Genomic DNA, 14,994 nt, shown 5'->3' with positions numbered 1-14,994 from the left:
CGGTGTCGCCGCAGTGGGTGGAGCCCTATTGCTCGACGATTCGCCCGTGCTCCAGATGGATCACGCGATTGCATTCCTTGGCAATCAGATCGGGCGAATGGGACGCCAGCACCAGGATGCCCGAGTTGGTCACCACCTCACGCATGCGCTTCTCGGCCTTCTCGGTGAATTCCGCATCGCCGACCGACAGCCATTCGTCCATCAGCAGGATGTCGGACTGGATGCTGGTCGAGATCGAGAACGCCAGCCGCATCAGCATGCCGGTGGAGTAGGTGCGCACCGGCATGTTCACGTACTCGCCGAGGCCGCTGAACTCGCAGATGTCCTGCGTCAGCTTGTCCACCTGCTTGCGGCTCATGCCCATCACGAGGCCGCGCAGCATGATGTTCTCGATGCCCGTGGCATCGACCTCGATGCCGAGCACCGGATCGATCAGACTGGAGACAGTGCCCTGGCGCGTGAACGAGCCCGAGGTCGGTTCGTAGACGCCCGCGAGGGTGCGCAGCAGGGTCGACTTGCCCGCGCCGTTGTGGCCGACCAGGCCCAGCCGGTCGCCGCTGCGCAGCTCGAAGCTGACGTCGCGCAGCGCTTGAACGACGGTCACGCCCGTCTCCTTGCCGAGGCGGCCACCGGTGACCGAGGCGGCCAGCGTGCTGCGCAGCGAGCTGGCGCCCGCGCCGTAGATCGGGAAGCTGACGGATACGTTCTGGAGAGAAATCAGTGCCATGGGCGGTCAGAGCCAATAGACGACGCGGCGTCGGTACTTCACGAACAACAGGCTGGCGCCGACGATGGTGGCGACCGTCCAGCAGAGGATGCCGAGCCAGTCGTGCAGGCTGGCCACGCCGCCCATCAGCGGGGTGCGCAGCAGGTCGAGCATCTGTGCCAGCGGATTCCACAGCACGTAGCGGGCGCGGCCCGGCAGGTTCTCGGGCAGCCAGAACACCGGCGTCAGGAACATCAGCATCTGCATGAAGCTGGTGACGATCTGCGTGATGTCGCGAAAGCGCGTGCAGATCAGGCCCAGCACCAGGCCGATGGCGTGGGCGTTCACGAGCAGCAGCAGGAAGGCGGGGAAGAACAGCAGCACGTGCCACGACAGCGAGATGCCGGCCCACAACGCCACCGGCACGTACAGCACGATCTGGTGGGCGAACTGGATGATGTTGCGCCCGAGGCTGCGCCACACGAACAGCGTGATCGGGAAGTAGCCCTGCTTCAGGTAGTGCGAGGAATTGACGAAGGTGTGGCAGGCGTCGGTGACGATGCTGGAGAACAGACCCCAGAAGATCACGCCGAGCGCGAGGTGGGGGAAGAAGCGCGACAGCTCGGTGCCGAACAGCGCGCTGTACAGCGGGCCCATGCCCGCGATCATCACGCCCATGCTCAGCGTGAGCCAGAGCGGCCCGAGCAGCGAGCGACGATAGCGCAGGACGATGTCGAACCAGGCGAGGGTCCACCAGATGTCGACGCGGCGGGAGCCTTCCCACCAGTCGGCCCAGGCGCTCTTGTGCAGATTGGAATGGACCAGGCTCATAGGTGAGCGTGGATGTGCGCGAAGCGGGCAACGCCGCCCTCGCCGATTTCGCAGCGCATCGTTGAAAGCACCCGCATTGTTTTTTGACCTGTCTTTATTGGAGCGATAATTTTACCGGCCCCTCTCGGGCCAAGCCGTGAGAGGCGTTCCCACGACGCACCGCGCCCAGCGCGAACGGCATTGACATCGCAGGGCCCAGGCCTCAATGCGAGCATTCGGGATGACGGATCTTATTTTATGAGGCCAACGCTGCCTGCCGCACCGCAAGGGAATCGGCTCCCTCCTCGTCCTGGCGAACCGAACAAGGCGCAGCTGCAGGCGCGCGTGTACGCGCTCGAGCACCAGGTGCAGGCCATGGAGCGCTCCACCAGCTGGCGCCTGACGGCGCCGGTGCGCTGGGCCAGTCGCCTGGTGCAGCGGCTGCGGGGCACCGTGCCGGTCCCGATCGATATCCAGGGCGGCGACTACGGCGAGTGGATCGCCCGCACCGCCGCGCTGAACGCGCCGGCATCGAAGGCGCTGGCCGAGGAGGCCTCCCGCTGGCAGGCGCCGCTGCTGATCTCGGTGCTGATGCCGACCTACAACCCGCGGCCGGCCTGGCTGCGCGAGGCGATCGCCTCGGTGCGGGCCCAGAGCTACGGCCGCTGGGAGCTGTGCATCGCCGACGACGCCTCGACCGATCCCGAGGTCGTCGCGCTGCTGGAGGCCTGCGCGCGCGAGGAGGCCCGCATCCGCTGGGTGCGCCGGCCGGTCAACGGCCACATCTCCGAGGCCTCGAACAGCGCGCTGGCCCTGGCCCAGGGCGACTGGGTGGTGCTGATGGACCACGACGACCTGCTGGCCCCCGATGCGCTGCTGCGTGTCGCTCACGAGATCCGCAGCCGGCCCGATGTCCGGATGATCTATTCGGACGAGGACAAGATCGATGCCTCGGGGCGCCGCTACAACCCCTACTTCAAGCCCGACTGGAACCTCGACCTGTTCCGTTCGCAGAACATCTTTTCCCACCTGGGCGCCTACCAGCGCGCGCTCGTGGACGAGGTCGGCGGCTTCCGCAAGGGCTTCGAGGGCGCGCAGGACTACGACCTGGCGCTGCGCTGCATCGAGCGTGTCAAGCCGCGGCAGATCCGGCATCTTCCGCACGTGCTGTACCACTGGCGTGCCCATGCCGAGAGCACCGCGCAGTCCGCCGGGGCCAAGCCCTATGCCGAGGTGGCCGGAGAGCAGGCCTTGAACGAGCACTTCGCGCGCATCGGCCTCGCCGCGCGCAGCGAGAGCACGCCCCACGGCTATCGCATGCACCTGGCGGCGCCCGAACGCTGGCCCCGGGTGTCGCTGATCATCCCGACGCGCGACGCGCTGGGCCTGGTGCGGCAATGCATCGAGAGCATCGTCATGCGCTCGAGCTACCCCGACTACGAGATCGTGCTGGTCGACAACGGATCGACCGACCCCGAGGCCCTGCGCTACTTCGAACAGCTGCGGCATCTGCCGGGCTTCCAGGTGATCCGCGACGACGGCCCGTTCAACTACTCGGCCCTCAACAACGCGGCGGTCGCGCAGGCCAGCGGCGACGTGATCGCGCTGGTCAACAACGACATCGAGGTCATCACCGCCGACTGGCTCGAGCAGATGGTCGCCATCGCGCTGCAGCCCGGCGTGGGGGCGGTCGGTGCCAAGCTGCTCTACCCGGACAACACGGTGCAGCATGCCGGCGTGCTGCTGGGCCTTGGCGGCATCGCCGGACATGCCCACAAGCACCTCGCGCGCGCCGACGGCGGCTACTTCAATCGCGCGCAACTGGTCCAGTCCTTCGTGGCCGTGACCGCGGCCTGCCTGGTCGTGCGAAAGGCGGTCTACCAGGAAGTGGGCGGGCTCGAGGAAACGAAGCTCAAGGTGTCGTACAACGACGTCGACTTCTGCCTGCGGCTGCGCGAGGCCGGCTATCGCAACGTGTGGACCCCCTATGCCGAGCTCTATCACCATGAATCGGCGACCCGCCCGCGCGACCAGGACCCGGCCCAGCGCGAGCGCGTCGAGCGCGAGGAGGGCTACATGAGGACGCGCTGGGGCGCACTGCTCGAGCAGGACCCGGCCCACAACCCCAACCTGAGCCTGGCGGCGGAAGACTTCCGCCTGGCCTGGCCACCGAGGCCGCTGCCGGAGCTTCGGCCATGAGCACCCCCAACCGCCTCTGGCGCGCCCTGGCCTTCATCCCCAACGCCCTCTACAAGGGCGGCGGCCTCGGCGGCACCGCGCGCCGCGCCGTGAAGATCCTGCGCCAGTCGGGCCTGCGAGGCGTGGTGCGCTCGGTCAGCGTGCTGCTGCGCAACGACGGCCCGCCGCTGATGGCCGATGCCTCGCGGCCCGACCGCTTCCAGTACCGCGAATGGGTCAAGCGCCATGACGCCCCCCTCGCGCCGGCGCAGCGCCAGGCGCTCGAAGCGCGGGCCGCCGGCTGGCCGCGCCAGCCCGGCTTCGTGCTGGTGATGGCGCTCGATGGCGCCGATGCGCAGCAGGCGGAGCGCGCCGTGGCTTCGGTGCGCGACCAGGTCTTCGCGCACTGGCGGCTGGTGCTCGCGGCCGGACCGGGCACGGCGCAGGCGGTCAAGGCGCTGGCCGGCCGGCTGGCCGCGTCCGAGCCGCGCATCGAGCTCGCCGAGGCGACGCTCGCGCAGGCCTTCAACGCCGCCGACCCCGGTGCCGACGGCTGGCTCGCCGCCTGCGACGCGCGCGATGCGCTGGCCGCCGATGCGCTGTGGCGCGTGGCCGAGGCCGCCGTGGCCCGGCCCGAGGCCGCGCTGATCTACACCGACGAGGACCGCATCGCGGCCGACGGGCAGCGCTCGGCGCCGTACTTCAAGCCCGACTGGAACCTCGACCTGCTGCGCTCGCAGGACTTCGTCTCGCGGCTGGCCTTCTTCGCGGCGCCGCTGCTGCGCGAGGTGGGCCGGCTCGACGAGCGCTTCGGCGACGCGGCGCGCTACGACCTGGTGCTGCGCGCGGCCGAGCGCCTCGATGCGGCGCGCATCGTCCACGTGCCGAAGGCGCTGTACCACCGCCATGTCGCCTCCGAAGAGGCGGTGCATGCGATGGACCCGGCCGAGTACGCGCCCGAGGGCGGCGAGCGCGCGCTGCAGGCGCACCTGGCGCGCGGCGGCATCGAGGCCACGGCCGAGCGCGCGGGCGCGGGCTTCCGCGTGCGCCATGCGCTGCCGGCCGAGCCGCCGCTGGTGTCGCTGTTCATCCCCACGCGCAACGGCCTGAAGCTGGTGCGCCAGTGCATCGAGAGCATCCTCGAGAAGACCCTGTACCCGCGCTACGAGATCATCCTGATCGACAACGGCTCGGACGATCCCGAGGCGCTGCGCTACTTCGAGGAGATCTCGGCGCGCGCGGGCGTGCGCGTGCTGCGCGACGACAGCCCCTTCAACTACTCGGCGCTCAACAACCAGGCCGCGGCGGTCGCCAAGGGCGAGGTCTTCGGCCTCATCAACAACGACATCGAGGTGATCTCGCCCGACTGGCTCGGCGAGATGGTCTCGATCGCGCTGCAGCCCGGCGTGGGCGCGGTGGGCGCGCGGCTCTGGTATCCCGAGAACACGCTGCAGCATGCGGGCGTGGTGCTGGGCTACCGCGGCGGCGTGGCCGACCATGCGCACCGCCGGCTCGGCCAGGGCGATGCCGGCTACTTCGGACGCGCGGCGCTGCTGCAGGGCTTCTCGGCTGTGACGGCCGCCTGCCTGATCGTGCGGCGCGCGCTCTACGAACAGGTGGGCGGGCTCGACGAGAAGCACCTCAAGGTCGCCTACAACGACGTCGACTTCTGCCTGCGGCTGCGCGAGGCCGGCTACCGCAACGTCTGGACGCCCCATGCCGAGCTCTACCACCACGAATCGGCCACGCGGCCCTCGGACCTGTCGGAGGCGCAGATCCAGCGCTTCCTCGGCGAGGAGGGCTACATGAAGCAGCGCTGGGGCGAGTTGCTCTTCAACGACCCGGCCTACAACCCGAACCTGAGCCTCGCGATCGAGGACTTCAGCTACGCCTGGCCGCCGCGCGCGGCGAAGGTGGCGGCGCCATGAGCGTGGTTCCTGCTTCTTCCGCCGAGGCGTTGACCGTTTCGGTTGCCCTGTGCACCTACAACGGCGAGCGCTTCGTGCGCGAGCAGGTCCGCAGCATCTGCCTGCAGACCCGGCCGCCGATCGAGATCGTGCTGTCCGACGACGCCTCACGCGATGCCTGCGTCGAGGTGGCGCGCGCCACCGTCGAGGAATGCCTGCGCGAGCGGCCCGGCCTCGCGATCGCGCTGCGCGTCATCGTCAATCCCGTCGGCCTGCGCGTGGTCAAGAACTTCGAGCAGGCGGTGCGCGCCTGCGGCGGCACGCTGATCGCGCTGTCGGACCAGGACGATGCCTGGGTGCCCGAGCGGCTCGAGCGGCTGGTGGCCGAGTTCGAGCGCCGGCCCGAGCTGCGGCTGTTGCACTCGGACGCGCGCCTCGTCGACGCCCAGGGCGCGCCGCTGGGCGGCACGCTGTTCCATGCGATCGAGGTCACGGCCAGCGAGATCGAGCGCATGCATGCGGGCCAGGCCTTCGACGTGCTCCTGCGCCGCAACATCGTCACCGGCGCGACCACGGTGTTCCACCGCGATCTGCTCGACGCGGTGCTGCCGTTCCCGGTCGAATGGGTGCACGACGAGTGGATCGCCACGGTGGCCTCGGCCTTCGCGCGCATCGACACCGTCGAGGCGCAGCTGATCGACTACCGCCAGCATGGCGGCAACCAGATCGGCGCGCGGCGCGACACCTTCATGGAGAAGGTGCGCAAGGCCCTGGCCTCGCGCGGCACCACCCACGTCGAGCGCGCGCGCAAGGCCGAACTGCTGCTCGAACGCCTCGAGCAGGTGGCGCGCGCCGGCCGCCCGGTGACTGCCGACACCCTCGACAAGCTGCGCGGCAAGATCGTGCACCAGCGCTTCCGCACGCAGCTGCCGGCCTCGCGCTGGGCGCGCGTGCTGCCGATCCTGCGCGAGGCCCGAACGGGTCGCTACGACCGGTTCGGCCGCGGTTTTCGCGGCGTGGTGCGCGATCTGTTCGAATCCGTCTGATCCATTCCAGAGCCATCCGTGAGCCACATCCCCCAGACCTCCGTCCCCGTGCCGCCGACCGTGGTGGTCGTGATCCCGTTCTACAACGGCGCGGCCTTCATCGAGCGCTCGGTGGCGAGCGTGTTCGCGCAGTCGATGCCGGCCAGCGAGGTCATCGTGGTCAACGACGGCTCGCGCCCCGAGGAGCGCGCCAGCCTCGACGCGCTGGCCGCGCGCTTCCCGTTCCGCATCCTCGACAAGGAGAACGGCGGCCAGGGCTCGGCGCGCAACGCCGGCGTGGCGGCCTCGACGGCCGAGTACATCTGCTTCCTCGACCAGGACGACTTCTACCTGTCGAACCACATCGAGATCCTGGTCAAGGGCATCCCGGCGGACGACCCGCGCCTGGGCTTCGTCTATGCCGACCTGGCCGAGGCCGACGGCGAGGGCAACATCATCCGCGCGGCGATGGTCAAGGACCACACGCTGCACCATCCGAAGACCAACATCTTCGAGATGCTGCGCCACGACATCTTCGTGTTGCCCTCGGCCGCGATCGTGACGCGCAAGGCCTTCGAGGCGGTGGGCGGCTTCGACACCCAGTTCATGGGCTTCGAGGACGACGACCTGTTCCTGCGCATCTTCCGCAAGGGCTTCACGAACCACTTCATCGACAAGGTGGTCACGGTCTGGTGCATCCACACCGGCAGCACCTCGTTCGACATGCGCATGATCCGCAGCCGCTTCAAGTACTTCAAGAAGCTGGTCGGCATGTTCCCCGACGAACCGAAGCGCAACCGCTACGTGCTGCGCGACTGCCTGATGCCGCGCTTCGGCCGCTTCTTCATGGACCACGTGATCGAGGCGGTGAAGGCCAACGACCCGAACCGCGCCGAGATGAGCGCGGTGCTCGCCGAGTACGCGGCGATCGTCTATGCGAGCCCGGCGGTCAGCGGCCGCAAGAAGCTCGAGCTGCGCGCCACCGTCTTCATGGCCGAGCACAGCCCGCCGGGGCTGATCCGCGCCATCGGCAAGCTGACGCGGCTGCCCGGGGTGCGCTCGCTGCGCCGATTGCTGGGCTGAGGGGCGGGCCGATCAGGCCGCCGGGCGGCGCAGCCGGCGATAGCGCCAGAACGCGCCCGACGCCCAGATCTTCAGCAGGCTGGTGACATGCCAGTAGAGGTACTTGCTGCTGCGGTGGCTCGCGCGCTGCGCGTCGTGCCGCGCGCGCAGCTGCTCGCCGACCTGCAGCCGCCAGCCGGCCAGCTGCACCCGCGCGCAGATGTCGAAGTCCTCGCCGTACATGAAGAAGCGCTCGTCGAAACCGCGAACGGCGGCATAGGCCTCGGCGCGGAACAACATGAACAGGCCCGGCACCCAGGCCGGAACCGTGGGACGCGCATAGCCGGGCTTCTTGCGCGTGAGGATCTCCAGCGGCGTCAGGATGTCGCGGTGCTGCTCGGGCTCGCGCTTGCCGGGCTCCATGATGCGCGGCGTGAGCAACCCCGCGTCGGGTGCCGCCAGCGCCATCAACGGCGCCAGCACGTCGGCATCGAAGCGGATGTCGGGGTTGAGCACCAGGAACCATGGCGTGGCGCAGCGCTCGAAGGCCTGGTTGTGGTTGGCGCCAAAGCCCTTGGGCTGCGCGTTCTCGATGCGTTCGAGCGCGAAGCCCCAGGCGGCGCCGGCCAATGGCGCGTCGGACTCGGGGATGTTCAGCGTCAGCACCACCTTGGCCACCTGTTCGCGGCTGAAGCGGTCGATCTGGTCGAGCAGGGGGCGCACGAGTTCGAGCTGCCCGTGGCTCACGATCGAAATCGTGACGGCGGGGGAGGTCGTAGCGGGGGTGGCCATGGTCTAATTTCGCCCGGGGATTCTAGGGGCCCCGCTACCACCCATGATTGCCCTGATCGTCATCAGCTTCTTCGTCGCCGCCTTCGCGGTCCAGATCTTCATGCGCCGCGCGCGCCGCCATGCGCGGCTGTACGGCGCCGACATGCCGCAGCGCTTCCACAAGGGCCATGTGCCGCGCCTGGGGGGCGCGGGCATCATCCTCGGCATGGGCGTGGCCTGGCTCGCGGCCGGCATCACCGGCACCGATCCGTTCAACGTCTCGTGGCCCGCGTCGGCCTCGATGCTGATGCTGGTCTGCATCCTGCCGGCCGTGCTCGGCGGCATCGTCGAGGACGTCACCCAGCGTGTGCAGGTGCGCTGGCGGCTGATGCTCACCCTGGGCGCGGCGCTGCTGGTGTGCTGGGTGCACGGCCTGAGCCTCGCGCGCACCGGCATCCCGCTGGTCGACGGCTGGCTCGCGGCCGTGCCCTATGCCTCGGTGCTGTTCGCCGCGCTCGCCATCGGCGGCCTGCCGCATGCCTTCAACATCATCGACGGCTACAACGGCCTCGCGGGCACGGTGGCGGTGCTGGTCTGCCTCGCGATCTCGCACGTGGCGCTGCAGCTCGGCGACCGCCAGCTCGCGGCCATGATGGTCTGCCTGGTCGGCGCGACCTTCGGCTTCCTGATCTGGAACTACCCGCGCGGCAAGATCTTCGCGGGCGACGGCGGCGCCTACGTCTGGGGCATGGTGATCGCCGTGGCCTGCGTGACGCTGGTGCAGCGCCACCGCGTGGTCTCGCCCTGGTTCCCGATGCTGCTCTTGATCTATCCGGTGTGGGAGACCCTGTTCTCCATCTACCGCAAGCTCGCGCGCGGCCAGTCGCCGGGCACGGCCGACGCGCTGCACTTCCACCAGCTGATCTTCCGCCGCATCGTGCGCGTGGCCTTCGCCGACGACGAGGCGCGCCAGCTGCTCGCGCGCAACAACCGCACCTCGCCCTACCTGTGGATCTTCGCCGCGATGTCGGTGGTGCCCGCGGTGCTGTTCTGGAACAACACCTGGGTGCTGATGTTCTTCTGTCTTCTGTTCGTCACGACCTATGTCGGCGCCTACCTCATGATCGTGCGATTCAAGGTGCCGCGCTGGCTGCGACCCTGATCGTTCGTCTTTGCGAGAATCCCGTCCCATCGTCCACCGTCCCGGAGCCTGACCGCCCATGACCGACCCCGTCCTCAACATTCCCCCGCGCGACAAGGCCGAGATCCTGGCCCAGGCGCTGCCGTACATCCGCAAGTTCCACGGCAAGACCATCGTCATCAAGTACGGCGGCAACGCCATGACCGACCCGGCGCTGCAGGCCGACTTCGCGGAAGACGTGGTGCTGCTCAAGCTGGTCGGCATGAACCCGGTGGTGGTGCACGGCGGCGGCCCGCAGATCGAGGCCGCGCTCAACCGCCTGGGCAAGAAGGGCAGCTTCATCCAGGGCATGCGCGTGACCGACGCCGAGACCATGGAAGTCGTCGAATGGGTGCTGGCCGGCGAGGTGCAGCAGGACATCGTGGGCCTGATCAACCAGGCCGGCGGCAAGGCCGTGGGCCTGACCGGTCGCGACGGCGGCCTGATCCGCGCGCAGAAGCTCAAGCTGGCCGACCGCGCCGATCCCAACGTGCACCACGACGTGGGCCAGGTCGGCGACATCGTCTCGATCGACCCGAGCGTGGTCAAGGCGCTGCAGGACGACGCCTTCATCCCCGTCGTGAGCCCGATCGGCTTCGGCGAGGAGAACGAGAGCTACAACATCAACGCCGACGTGGTGGCCGGCAAGCTGGCCACCGTGCTCAAGGCCGAGAAGCTGATGCTGCTGACCAACACGCCCGGCGTGCTCGACAAGGACGGCAAGCTGCTCACCAACCTGAGCGCGCGCGAGATCGACGACCTGTTCGCCGACGGCACGATCTCGGGCGGCATGCTGCCGAAGATCGAGGGTGCGCTCGACGCGGCCAAGAGCGGCGTCAATGCCGTGCACATCATCGACGGCCGCGTGCCGCACGCGATGCTGCTCGAGATCCTGACCGATCAGGCCTACGGCACGATGATCCGCGCGCGCTGAGCGCGTGGGGCCGGCCCCGAGGCGGGCCGGCGGCCAGCGGGCGCGCGGGGAGGCGCGCGCTCACTGCTGTGCGAGAATCAATTGTTTACATCTTCCGCACGCGCCTCCCATGCAAAACGAAGAGACAGTCGTCCCCGGTGCAGAGACCCAGGCCGAGACCGCGCCGGCCGCTCCGGCGCGCAAGCGTCCCAAGCCCGGCGAGCGGCGCGTGCAGATCCTGCAGGCCCTGGCCGCGATGCTCGAGCAGCCCGGCGCCGAGCGCGTGACCACCGCGGCGCTGGCCGCCCGCCTCGAGGTCAGCGAGGCCGCGCTCTACCGCCACTTCGCGAGCAAGGCGCAGATGTTCGAGGGCCTGATCGACTTCATCGAGCAGAGCGTGTTCACCCTGGTCAACCAGATCCTCGAGCGCGAAGCCACGGGCAAGGAGCAGGCGGCCCGCATCATCGCGATGCTGGTGCAGTTCGCCGAGCGCAACCCCGGCATGACGCGCGTCATGGTCGGCGATGCGCTGGTCTACGAGAACGAGCGGCTGCAGCAGCGCATGAACCAGTTCTTCGACAAGATCGAAGCCAGCATCCGCCAGGCGCTGCGCGAGGACCGCGCCGCCGAAGGCTCGGCCACGCCGAGCGTCGATGCGCAGGTGCGCGCCTCGGCGCTGACCTCGCTGGCGGTCGGCCGCCTGCAGCGCTTCGCGCGCTCGGGCTTCCGGCGCGAACCCTCGGAACACCTCGACGCGCTGCTCGCGCTGGTGCTCTGAACCGCTGAGGACAGGGCCGCGCAGCGGGCGTGGCTTATCGTCGGCATAGGCAATCACAATCGAAACTGGTCATTCGATTGCTGAAAATAAACGGGCTCCCACAACCGATAGGAAAAGCCCAATGACCGATCCCCGCAAGCTCACCACCGAGAACGGCGCGCCCGTCGAGAACAACCAGCAGTCGCAGACCGCGGGCGTGAACGGCCCCGTGCTGATGCAGGACCATCACCTGATCGAGAAGCTCGCGCGCTTCGACCGCGAGCGTATCCCCGAGCGCGTGGTGCATGCGCGCGGCTCGGGTGCCTTCGGCGCCTTCGAGGTGACGGCCGACGTCACGAAATGGACCAAGGCGAAATTCCTCGGCCAGGTCGGCCGGAAGACGGAGGTGCTGGCGCGCTTCTCGACCGTGGCGCTCGAACTCGGCTCGGCCGACACGGTGCGCGATCCGCGCGGCTTCGCGCTCAAGTTCTACACCGAGGAAGGCAACTACGACCTGGTCGGCAACAACACGCCGATCTTCTTCATCCGCGATCCGCTCAAGTTCCCCGACTTCATCCATTCGCAGAAGCGCGACCCCTACAGCCACGTGCAGGAGCCCGACAACGCCTGGGACTTCTTCTCGCACTCGCCCGAGGCCACGCACCAGTTCACCTGGCTGTTCGGCGACCGCGGCATTCCGAGGAGCTACCGCCACATGGACGGCTTCGGCTCGCACACCTTCCAGTGGGTCAACGCGCAGGGCGAGGCCTTCTGGGTCAAGTACCACTTCAAGACCAACCAGGGCATCGAGACCTTCGTTGCGCAAGAGGCGCAGCGCGTGGGCGGCGAGAACCCGAACCACCACCACCTCGACCTGCTGCACTCGATCGAGCGCGGCGAGTTCCCGAGCTGGCGCGTGCAGGTGCAGATCATGCCGGTGGCCGAGGCGCAGACCTACCGCTTCAATCCCTTCGACCTGACCAAGGTCTGGTCGCACAAGGACTACCCGAAGATCGACATCGGCATCCTCACGCTGAACCGCAACCCCGACAACTACTTCGCCGAGATCGAGCAGGCCGCGTTCAACCCGGCCAACTTCGTGCCCGGCATCGGCCCCTCGCCCGACAAGATGCTGCAGGGCCGCCTGTTCAGCTACGGCGACACGCAGCGCTACCGCCTGGGCATCAACCACACGCAGCTGCCCGTGAACCGGCCGCACGCGACCACGGCGCAGAACTACGGCCGCGACGGCGCGATGCGTGGCGACGGCAATGGCGGCCGCGGCCCGAACTACGAGCCCAACAGCTTCAGCGATGCGCCCAAGCAGAGCAACGAGCCGGTCTACGCGCCGCTGCAGATCCACGGCTGGACCGGCAGCCACCAGTGGCAGCAGCACCCCGAGGACACCGACTTCGTGCAGGCCGGCGACCTCTACCGCCTGATGGACGAGGCCGCGAAGGAGCGCCTGATCCAGAGCATCGCGGGCGGCCTGGGCGCGGTCACGCGCCAGGACATCATCGACCGTTCGGTGAGCTACTTCCGCCAGGCCGATGCCGACTATGGCGCGCGGCTCGAGAAGGCGATCAAGGCCGTGCAGGCCAGGATCAAGGGCGACGACAACAGCGTGCAGGTCGGCAAGCCGGCGCACGAGGCCAGCAAGAGCTAGGCGCCGACGCGAACTCAGGCGGCGACCGCGACCCCCACCTTCGCCCCCGCCGCCACGATCTCCCCCCAGGTCGCATCGTCGACCCAGATCCCGTCGCGCTGGCGCGCCGCGCGCGCCTTGCGCTCGGGCTCGCCTGCGATCTGCACCGTGTCGAAGCCCTGGCCCGGCGGGCTGCGGCGCAGCCACTCGACGAATTCGCGCGCCTCCTGGTCGAAGCTGGCCTGGGTGCCCAGGCGCTCGGGATCGATCAGCACGGTGAGCATGCCGTTGAGCACGCTGCGGCTGGTGTCGGCCGGCCGGTGCCAGGTGCCGCCGCCGGTCAGCGCGCCGCCCAGCAGTTCGCAGGCCAGCGCCATGCCGTAGCCCTTGTGCTCGCCGAAGGTCATGAGCGCGCCGAACAGGCCGTTGCCCTGCGGCACCACCACCACGCCGGGGTCGTCGGTGGGCGCTCCGTTCTCGTCGATGAGGTAGCCCGGGGGCACGCGCTCGCCCTTGTTGTGGGCCACGCGCATCTTGCCCTGCGCCACGCGGCTGGTGGCGTAGTCGAGCACGAAGGGCTCGGCGCCCGCGAGCGGAATGCCGATGCAGCAGGGGTTGGTGCCGAAGCGCCCGTCGCCGCCGCCCCAGGGCGCGACCACCGGGCGCGAGAGCACGTTGACGAAGTGCATCGACACCAGCCCGTGCGAGGTCGCCATCTCGGCGAAGTGGCCGATGCGGCCCAGGTGGTGCGCATGCGCGAGCGTGAGGATGCAGCTGCCGTGGCGGCGCGCGCGCTCGATGCCGAGCTCCATCGCCTGCACGCCCACCACCTGCCCGTAGCCGTGCTGGCCGTCGAGCGAGAGCATCGTGCCGATGTCGAGGTTGATGCGCACCGCCGCGTTGGGATGCAGGCCGCCTTCGGCGACCGCGTCGATGTAGCGCGGCAGCATGCCCACGCCGTGCGAGTCGTGGCCGCTGAGGTTGGCCATCACGAGGTTGGCCGCGACTTGTTCGGCCTCGGCCTGCTGGCTGCCCGCGGCGCGCAGGATGCTCGCGACGGTGGATTGCAGGCTGTCGGCCTGCAGTGTTCTCGGCATGGTTCAGATTCCTTTGGCGTTCACGGTGATGGCGTAGAGCGAGGTGGTGGCGCAGACGAACAGGCGGTTGCGCCTGGGCCCGCCGAAGCAGACATTGGCCACGCGCTCGGGCACGCGCAGCTTGCCCAGCAGCGTGCCGTCGGGGTGGTAGACATGCACGCCGTCGGCGGCGCTGGTCCAGATCCGGCCCTCGGTGTCGAGCCGGAAGCCGTCGAACAGGCCCGCGGTGCATTCGGCGAACACCTCGCCGCCGCGCAGGCTCCTGTTGTCCGGGTTGACGAAGAAGCGGCGGATGTGCCGCGGCCCGTCCGGGTCGTGGCTCGCGCCGGTGTCGGCGATATAGAGCAGGGATTCGTCGGGCGAGAAGGCCAGCCCGTTGGGCTTCACGAAATCGTCGGCCACGCGCTCGACCGCGAAGCTTTCCGGGTCGATGCGGTAGACATGGCAGGCCCCGATCTCGCTGTCGGCGCGCAGACCCTCGTAGTCCGACAGGATGCCGTAGCTCGGGTCGGTGAACCACACGCCGCCGTCCGAATGCACCACCACGTCGTTCGGCGAGTTGAGCCGCCGGCCCTGCCAGTGCGAGGCCAGCACGGTGATCGAGCCGTCGTGCTCGGTGCGCACCACGCGGCGCGCCAGGTGCTCGCAGCTCACGAGCCGGCCCTGGCGGTCGACGGTGTTGCCGTTGGTGTTGTTCGCGGATTCGCGCAGCACCGCGGCCTGGCCGTTGCGCTCGTCCCAGCGCAGCATGCGGTCGTTCGGAATGTCGGACCACACCAGCGTGCGCAGCGCGCCGAACCAGGCCGGGCCCTCGCACCAGCGCCCGCCGGTCCACAGCCGCTCGAGCCGCTCGGGCTTGGGCACCAGGCCCGTGAAGCGCGGATCCAGCGTCTCGAAGCCGGTGCCTTCCAGCGCACCGAAGGGGAGTGTCGTCATCGACCGT

The 14,994-nt window shown here is 69.2% G+C and carries 13 protein-coding genes; 8 read left to right on the top strand and 5 right to left on the bottom strand.

Going from position 1 to position 14,994, the window contains the following annotated elements:
• Positions 1-25: 25 nt before the first annotated feature.
• Together AC07RV_RS23385 and AC07RV_RS23380 are read right to left on the bottom strand one after the other, a co-directional pair.
• Positions 26-727, bottom strand: coding sequence for an ABC transporter ATP-binding protein (locus AC07RV_RS23385; protein WP_208509343.1), 702 nt, complete (start codon positions 725-727; stop codon positions 26-28).
• A 6-nt stretch (positions 728-733) separates the two neighbouring features.
• Positions 734-1,537 carry an ABC transporter permease gene (locus AC07RV_RS23380; RefSeq protein ID WP_208509342.1) on the bottom strand — a complete coding sequence of 268 codons (804 nt, stop codon included), beginning with the start codon at positions 1,535-1,537 and terminating at the stop codon, positions 734-736.
• 324 nt (positions 1,538-1,861) lie between these two features.
• Between AC07RV_RS23380 and AC07RV_RS23375 the strand changes: the two genes are divergently transcribed.
• The 4 genes from AC07RV_RS23375 to AC07RV_RS23360 are packed head-to-tail and all read left to right on the top strand — an operon-like array spanning position 1,862 to position 7,709.
• The gene (locus AC07RV_RS23375) at positions 1,862-3,715 is read left to right on the top strand and encodes a glycosyltransferase family 2 protein (protein WP_444814131.1); all 1,854 of its coding nucleotides are present in this window, start codon (positions 1,862-1,864) and stop codon (positions 3,713-3,715) included.
• Positions 3,712-5,622 (top strand): glycosyltransferase family 2 protein, encoded by a 1,911-nt coding sequence (locus AC07RV_RS23370; RefSeq protein WP_296776956.1) that lies wholly within the window; start codon positions 3,712-3,714, stop codon positions 5,620-5,622. The genes AC07RV_RS23375 and AC07RV_RS23370 overlap by 4 nt, the downstream gene beginning before the upstream one ends.
• Positions 5,619-6,647 carry a glycosyltransferase family 2 protein gene (locus tag AC07RV_RS23365; protein WP_296776953.1) on the top strand — a complete coding sequence of 343 codons (1,029 nt, stop codon included), beginning with the start codon at positions 5,619-5,621 and terminating at the stop codon, positions 6,645-6,647. The genes AC07RV_RS23370 and AC07RV_RS23365 overlap by 4 nt, the downstream gene beginning before the upstream one ends.
• Before the next feature lie 18 nt (positions 6,648-6,665).
• Positions 6,666-7,709, top strand: coding sequence for a glycosyltransferase family 2 protein (locus AC07RV_RS23360; protein WP_296776949.1), 1,044 nt, complete (start codon positions 6,666-6,668; stop codon positions 7,707-7,709).
• Positions 7,710-7,721: 12 nt separating this feature from the next.
• Here the strand turns inward: AC07RV_RS23360 and AC07RV_RS23355 are convergent, their stop codons facing one another.
• On the bottom strand, positions 7,722-8,480 hold the full coding sequence (locus tag AC07RV_RS23355) for a glycosyltransferase family 2 protein (protein WP_296776946.1): 759 nt from the start codon (positions 8,478-8,480) through the stop codon (positions 7,722-7,724).
• A gap of 43 nt (positions 8,481-8,523) precedes the next feature.
• Between AC07RV_RS23355 and AC07RV_RS23350 the strand changes: the two genes are divergently transcribed.
• The 4 genes from AC07RV_RS23350 (at position 8,524) to AC07RV_RS23335 (ending at position 12,975) form a co-directional block, all read left to right on the top strand.
• Entirely contained in the window at positions 8,524-9,621 is a 1,098-nt protein-coding gene (locus AC07RV_RS23350) for a glycosyltransferase family 4 protein (protein ID WP_093353938.1), read from the top strand.
• Between the two features lie 58 nt (positions 9,622-9,679).
• Complete coding sequence (gene argB, locus AC07RV_RS23345; RefSeq protein WP_093353940.1) at positions 9,680-10,573, top strand: acetylglutamate kinase; 894 nt, start codon at positions 9,680-9,682, stop codon at positions 10,571-10,573.
• 109 nt (positions 10,574-10,682) lie between these two features.
• Positions 10,683-11,330, top strand: coding sequence for a nucleoid occlusion factor SlmA (gene slmA, locus AC07RV_RS23340; protein WP_093353943.1), 648 nt, complete (start codon positions 10,683-10,685; stop codon positions 11,328-11,330).
• A 121-nt stretch (positions 11,331-11,451) separates the two neighbouring features.
• Complete coding sequence (locus tag AC07RV_RS23335; protein WP_296776938.1) at positions 11,452-12,975, top strand: catalase; 1,524 nt, start codon at positions 11,452-11,454, stop codon at positions 12,973-12,975.
• A gap of 14 nt (positions 12,976-12,989) precedes the next feature.
• On the opposite strand, the gene AC07RV_RS23330 is transcribed toward AC07RV_RS23335, so the two are convergent.
• Both AC07RV_RS23330 and AC07RV_RS23325 read right to left on the bottom strand, forming a co-directional pair.
• Positions 12,990-14,051 (bottom strand): malate/lactate/ureidoglycolate dehydrogenase, encoded by a 1,062-nt coding sequence (locus AC07RV_RS23330; RefSeq protein WP_296776935.1) that lies wholly within the window; start codon positions 14,049-14,051, stop codon positions 12,990-12,992.
• A 3-nt stretch (positions 14,052-14,054) separates the two neighbouring features.
• On the bottom strand, positions 14,055-14,987 hold the full coding sequence (locus AC07RV_RS23325; RefSeq protein WP_296776932.1) for an SMP-30/gluconolactonase/LRE family protein: 933 nt from the start codon (positions 14,985-14,987) through the stop codon (positions 14,055-14,057).
• Positions 14,988-14,994 lie beyond the last annotated feature (7 nt).

Source organism: Variovorax sp. GW821-FHT09B01, from assembly GCF_059418345.1.
Note: the sequence above shows the minus strand (reverse complement) of the source record. Positions and strands in the feature narration are given on the sequence as shown.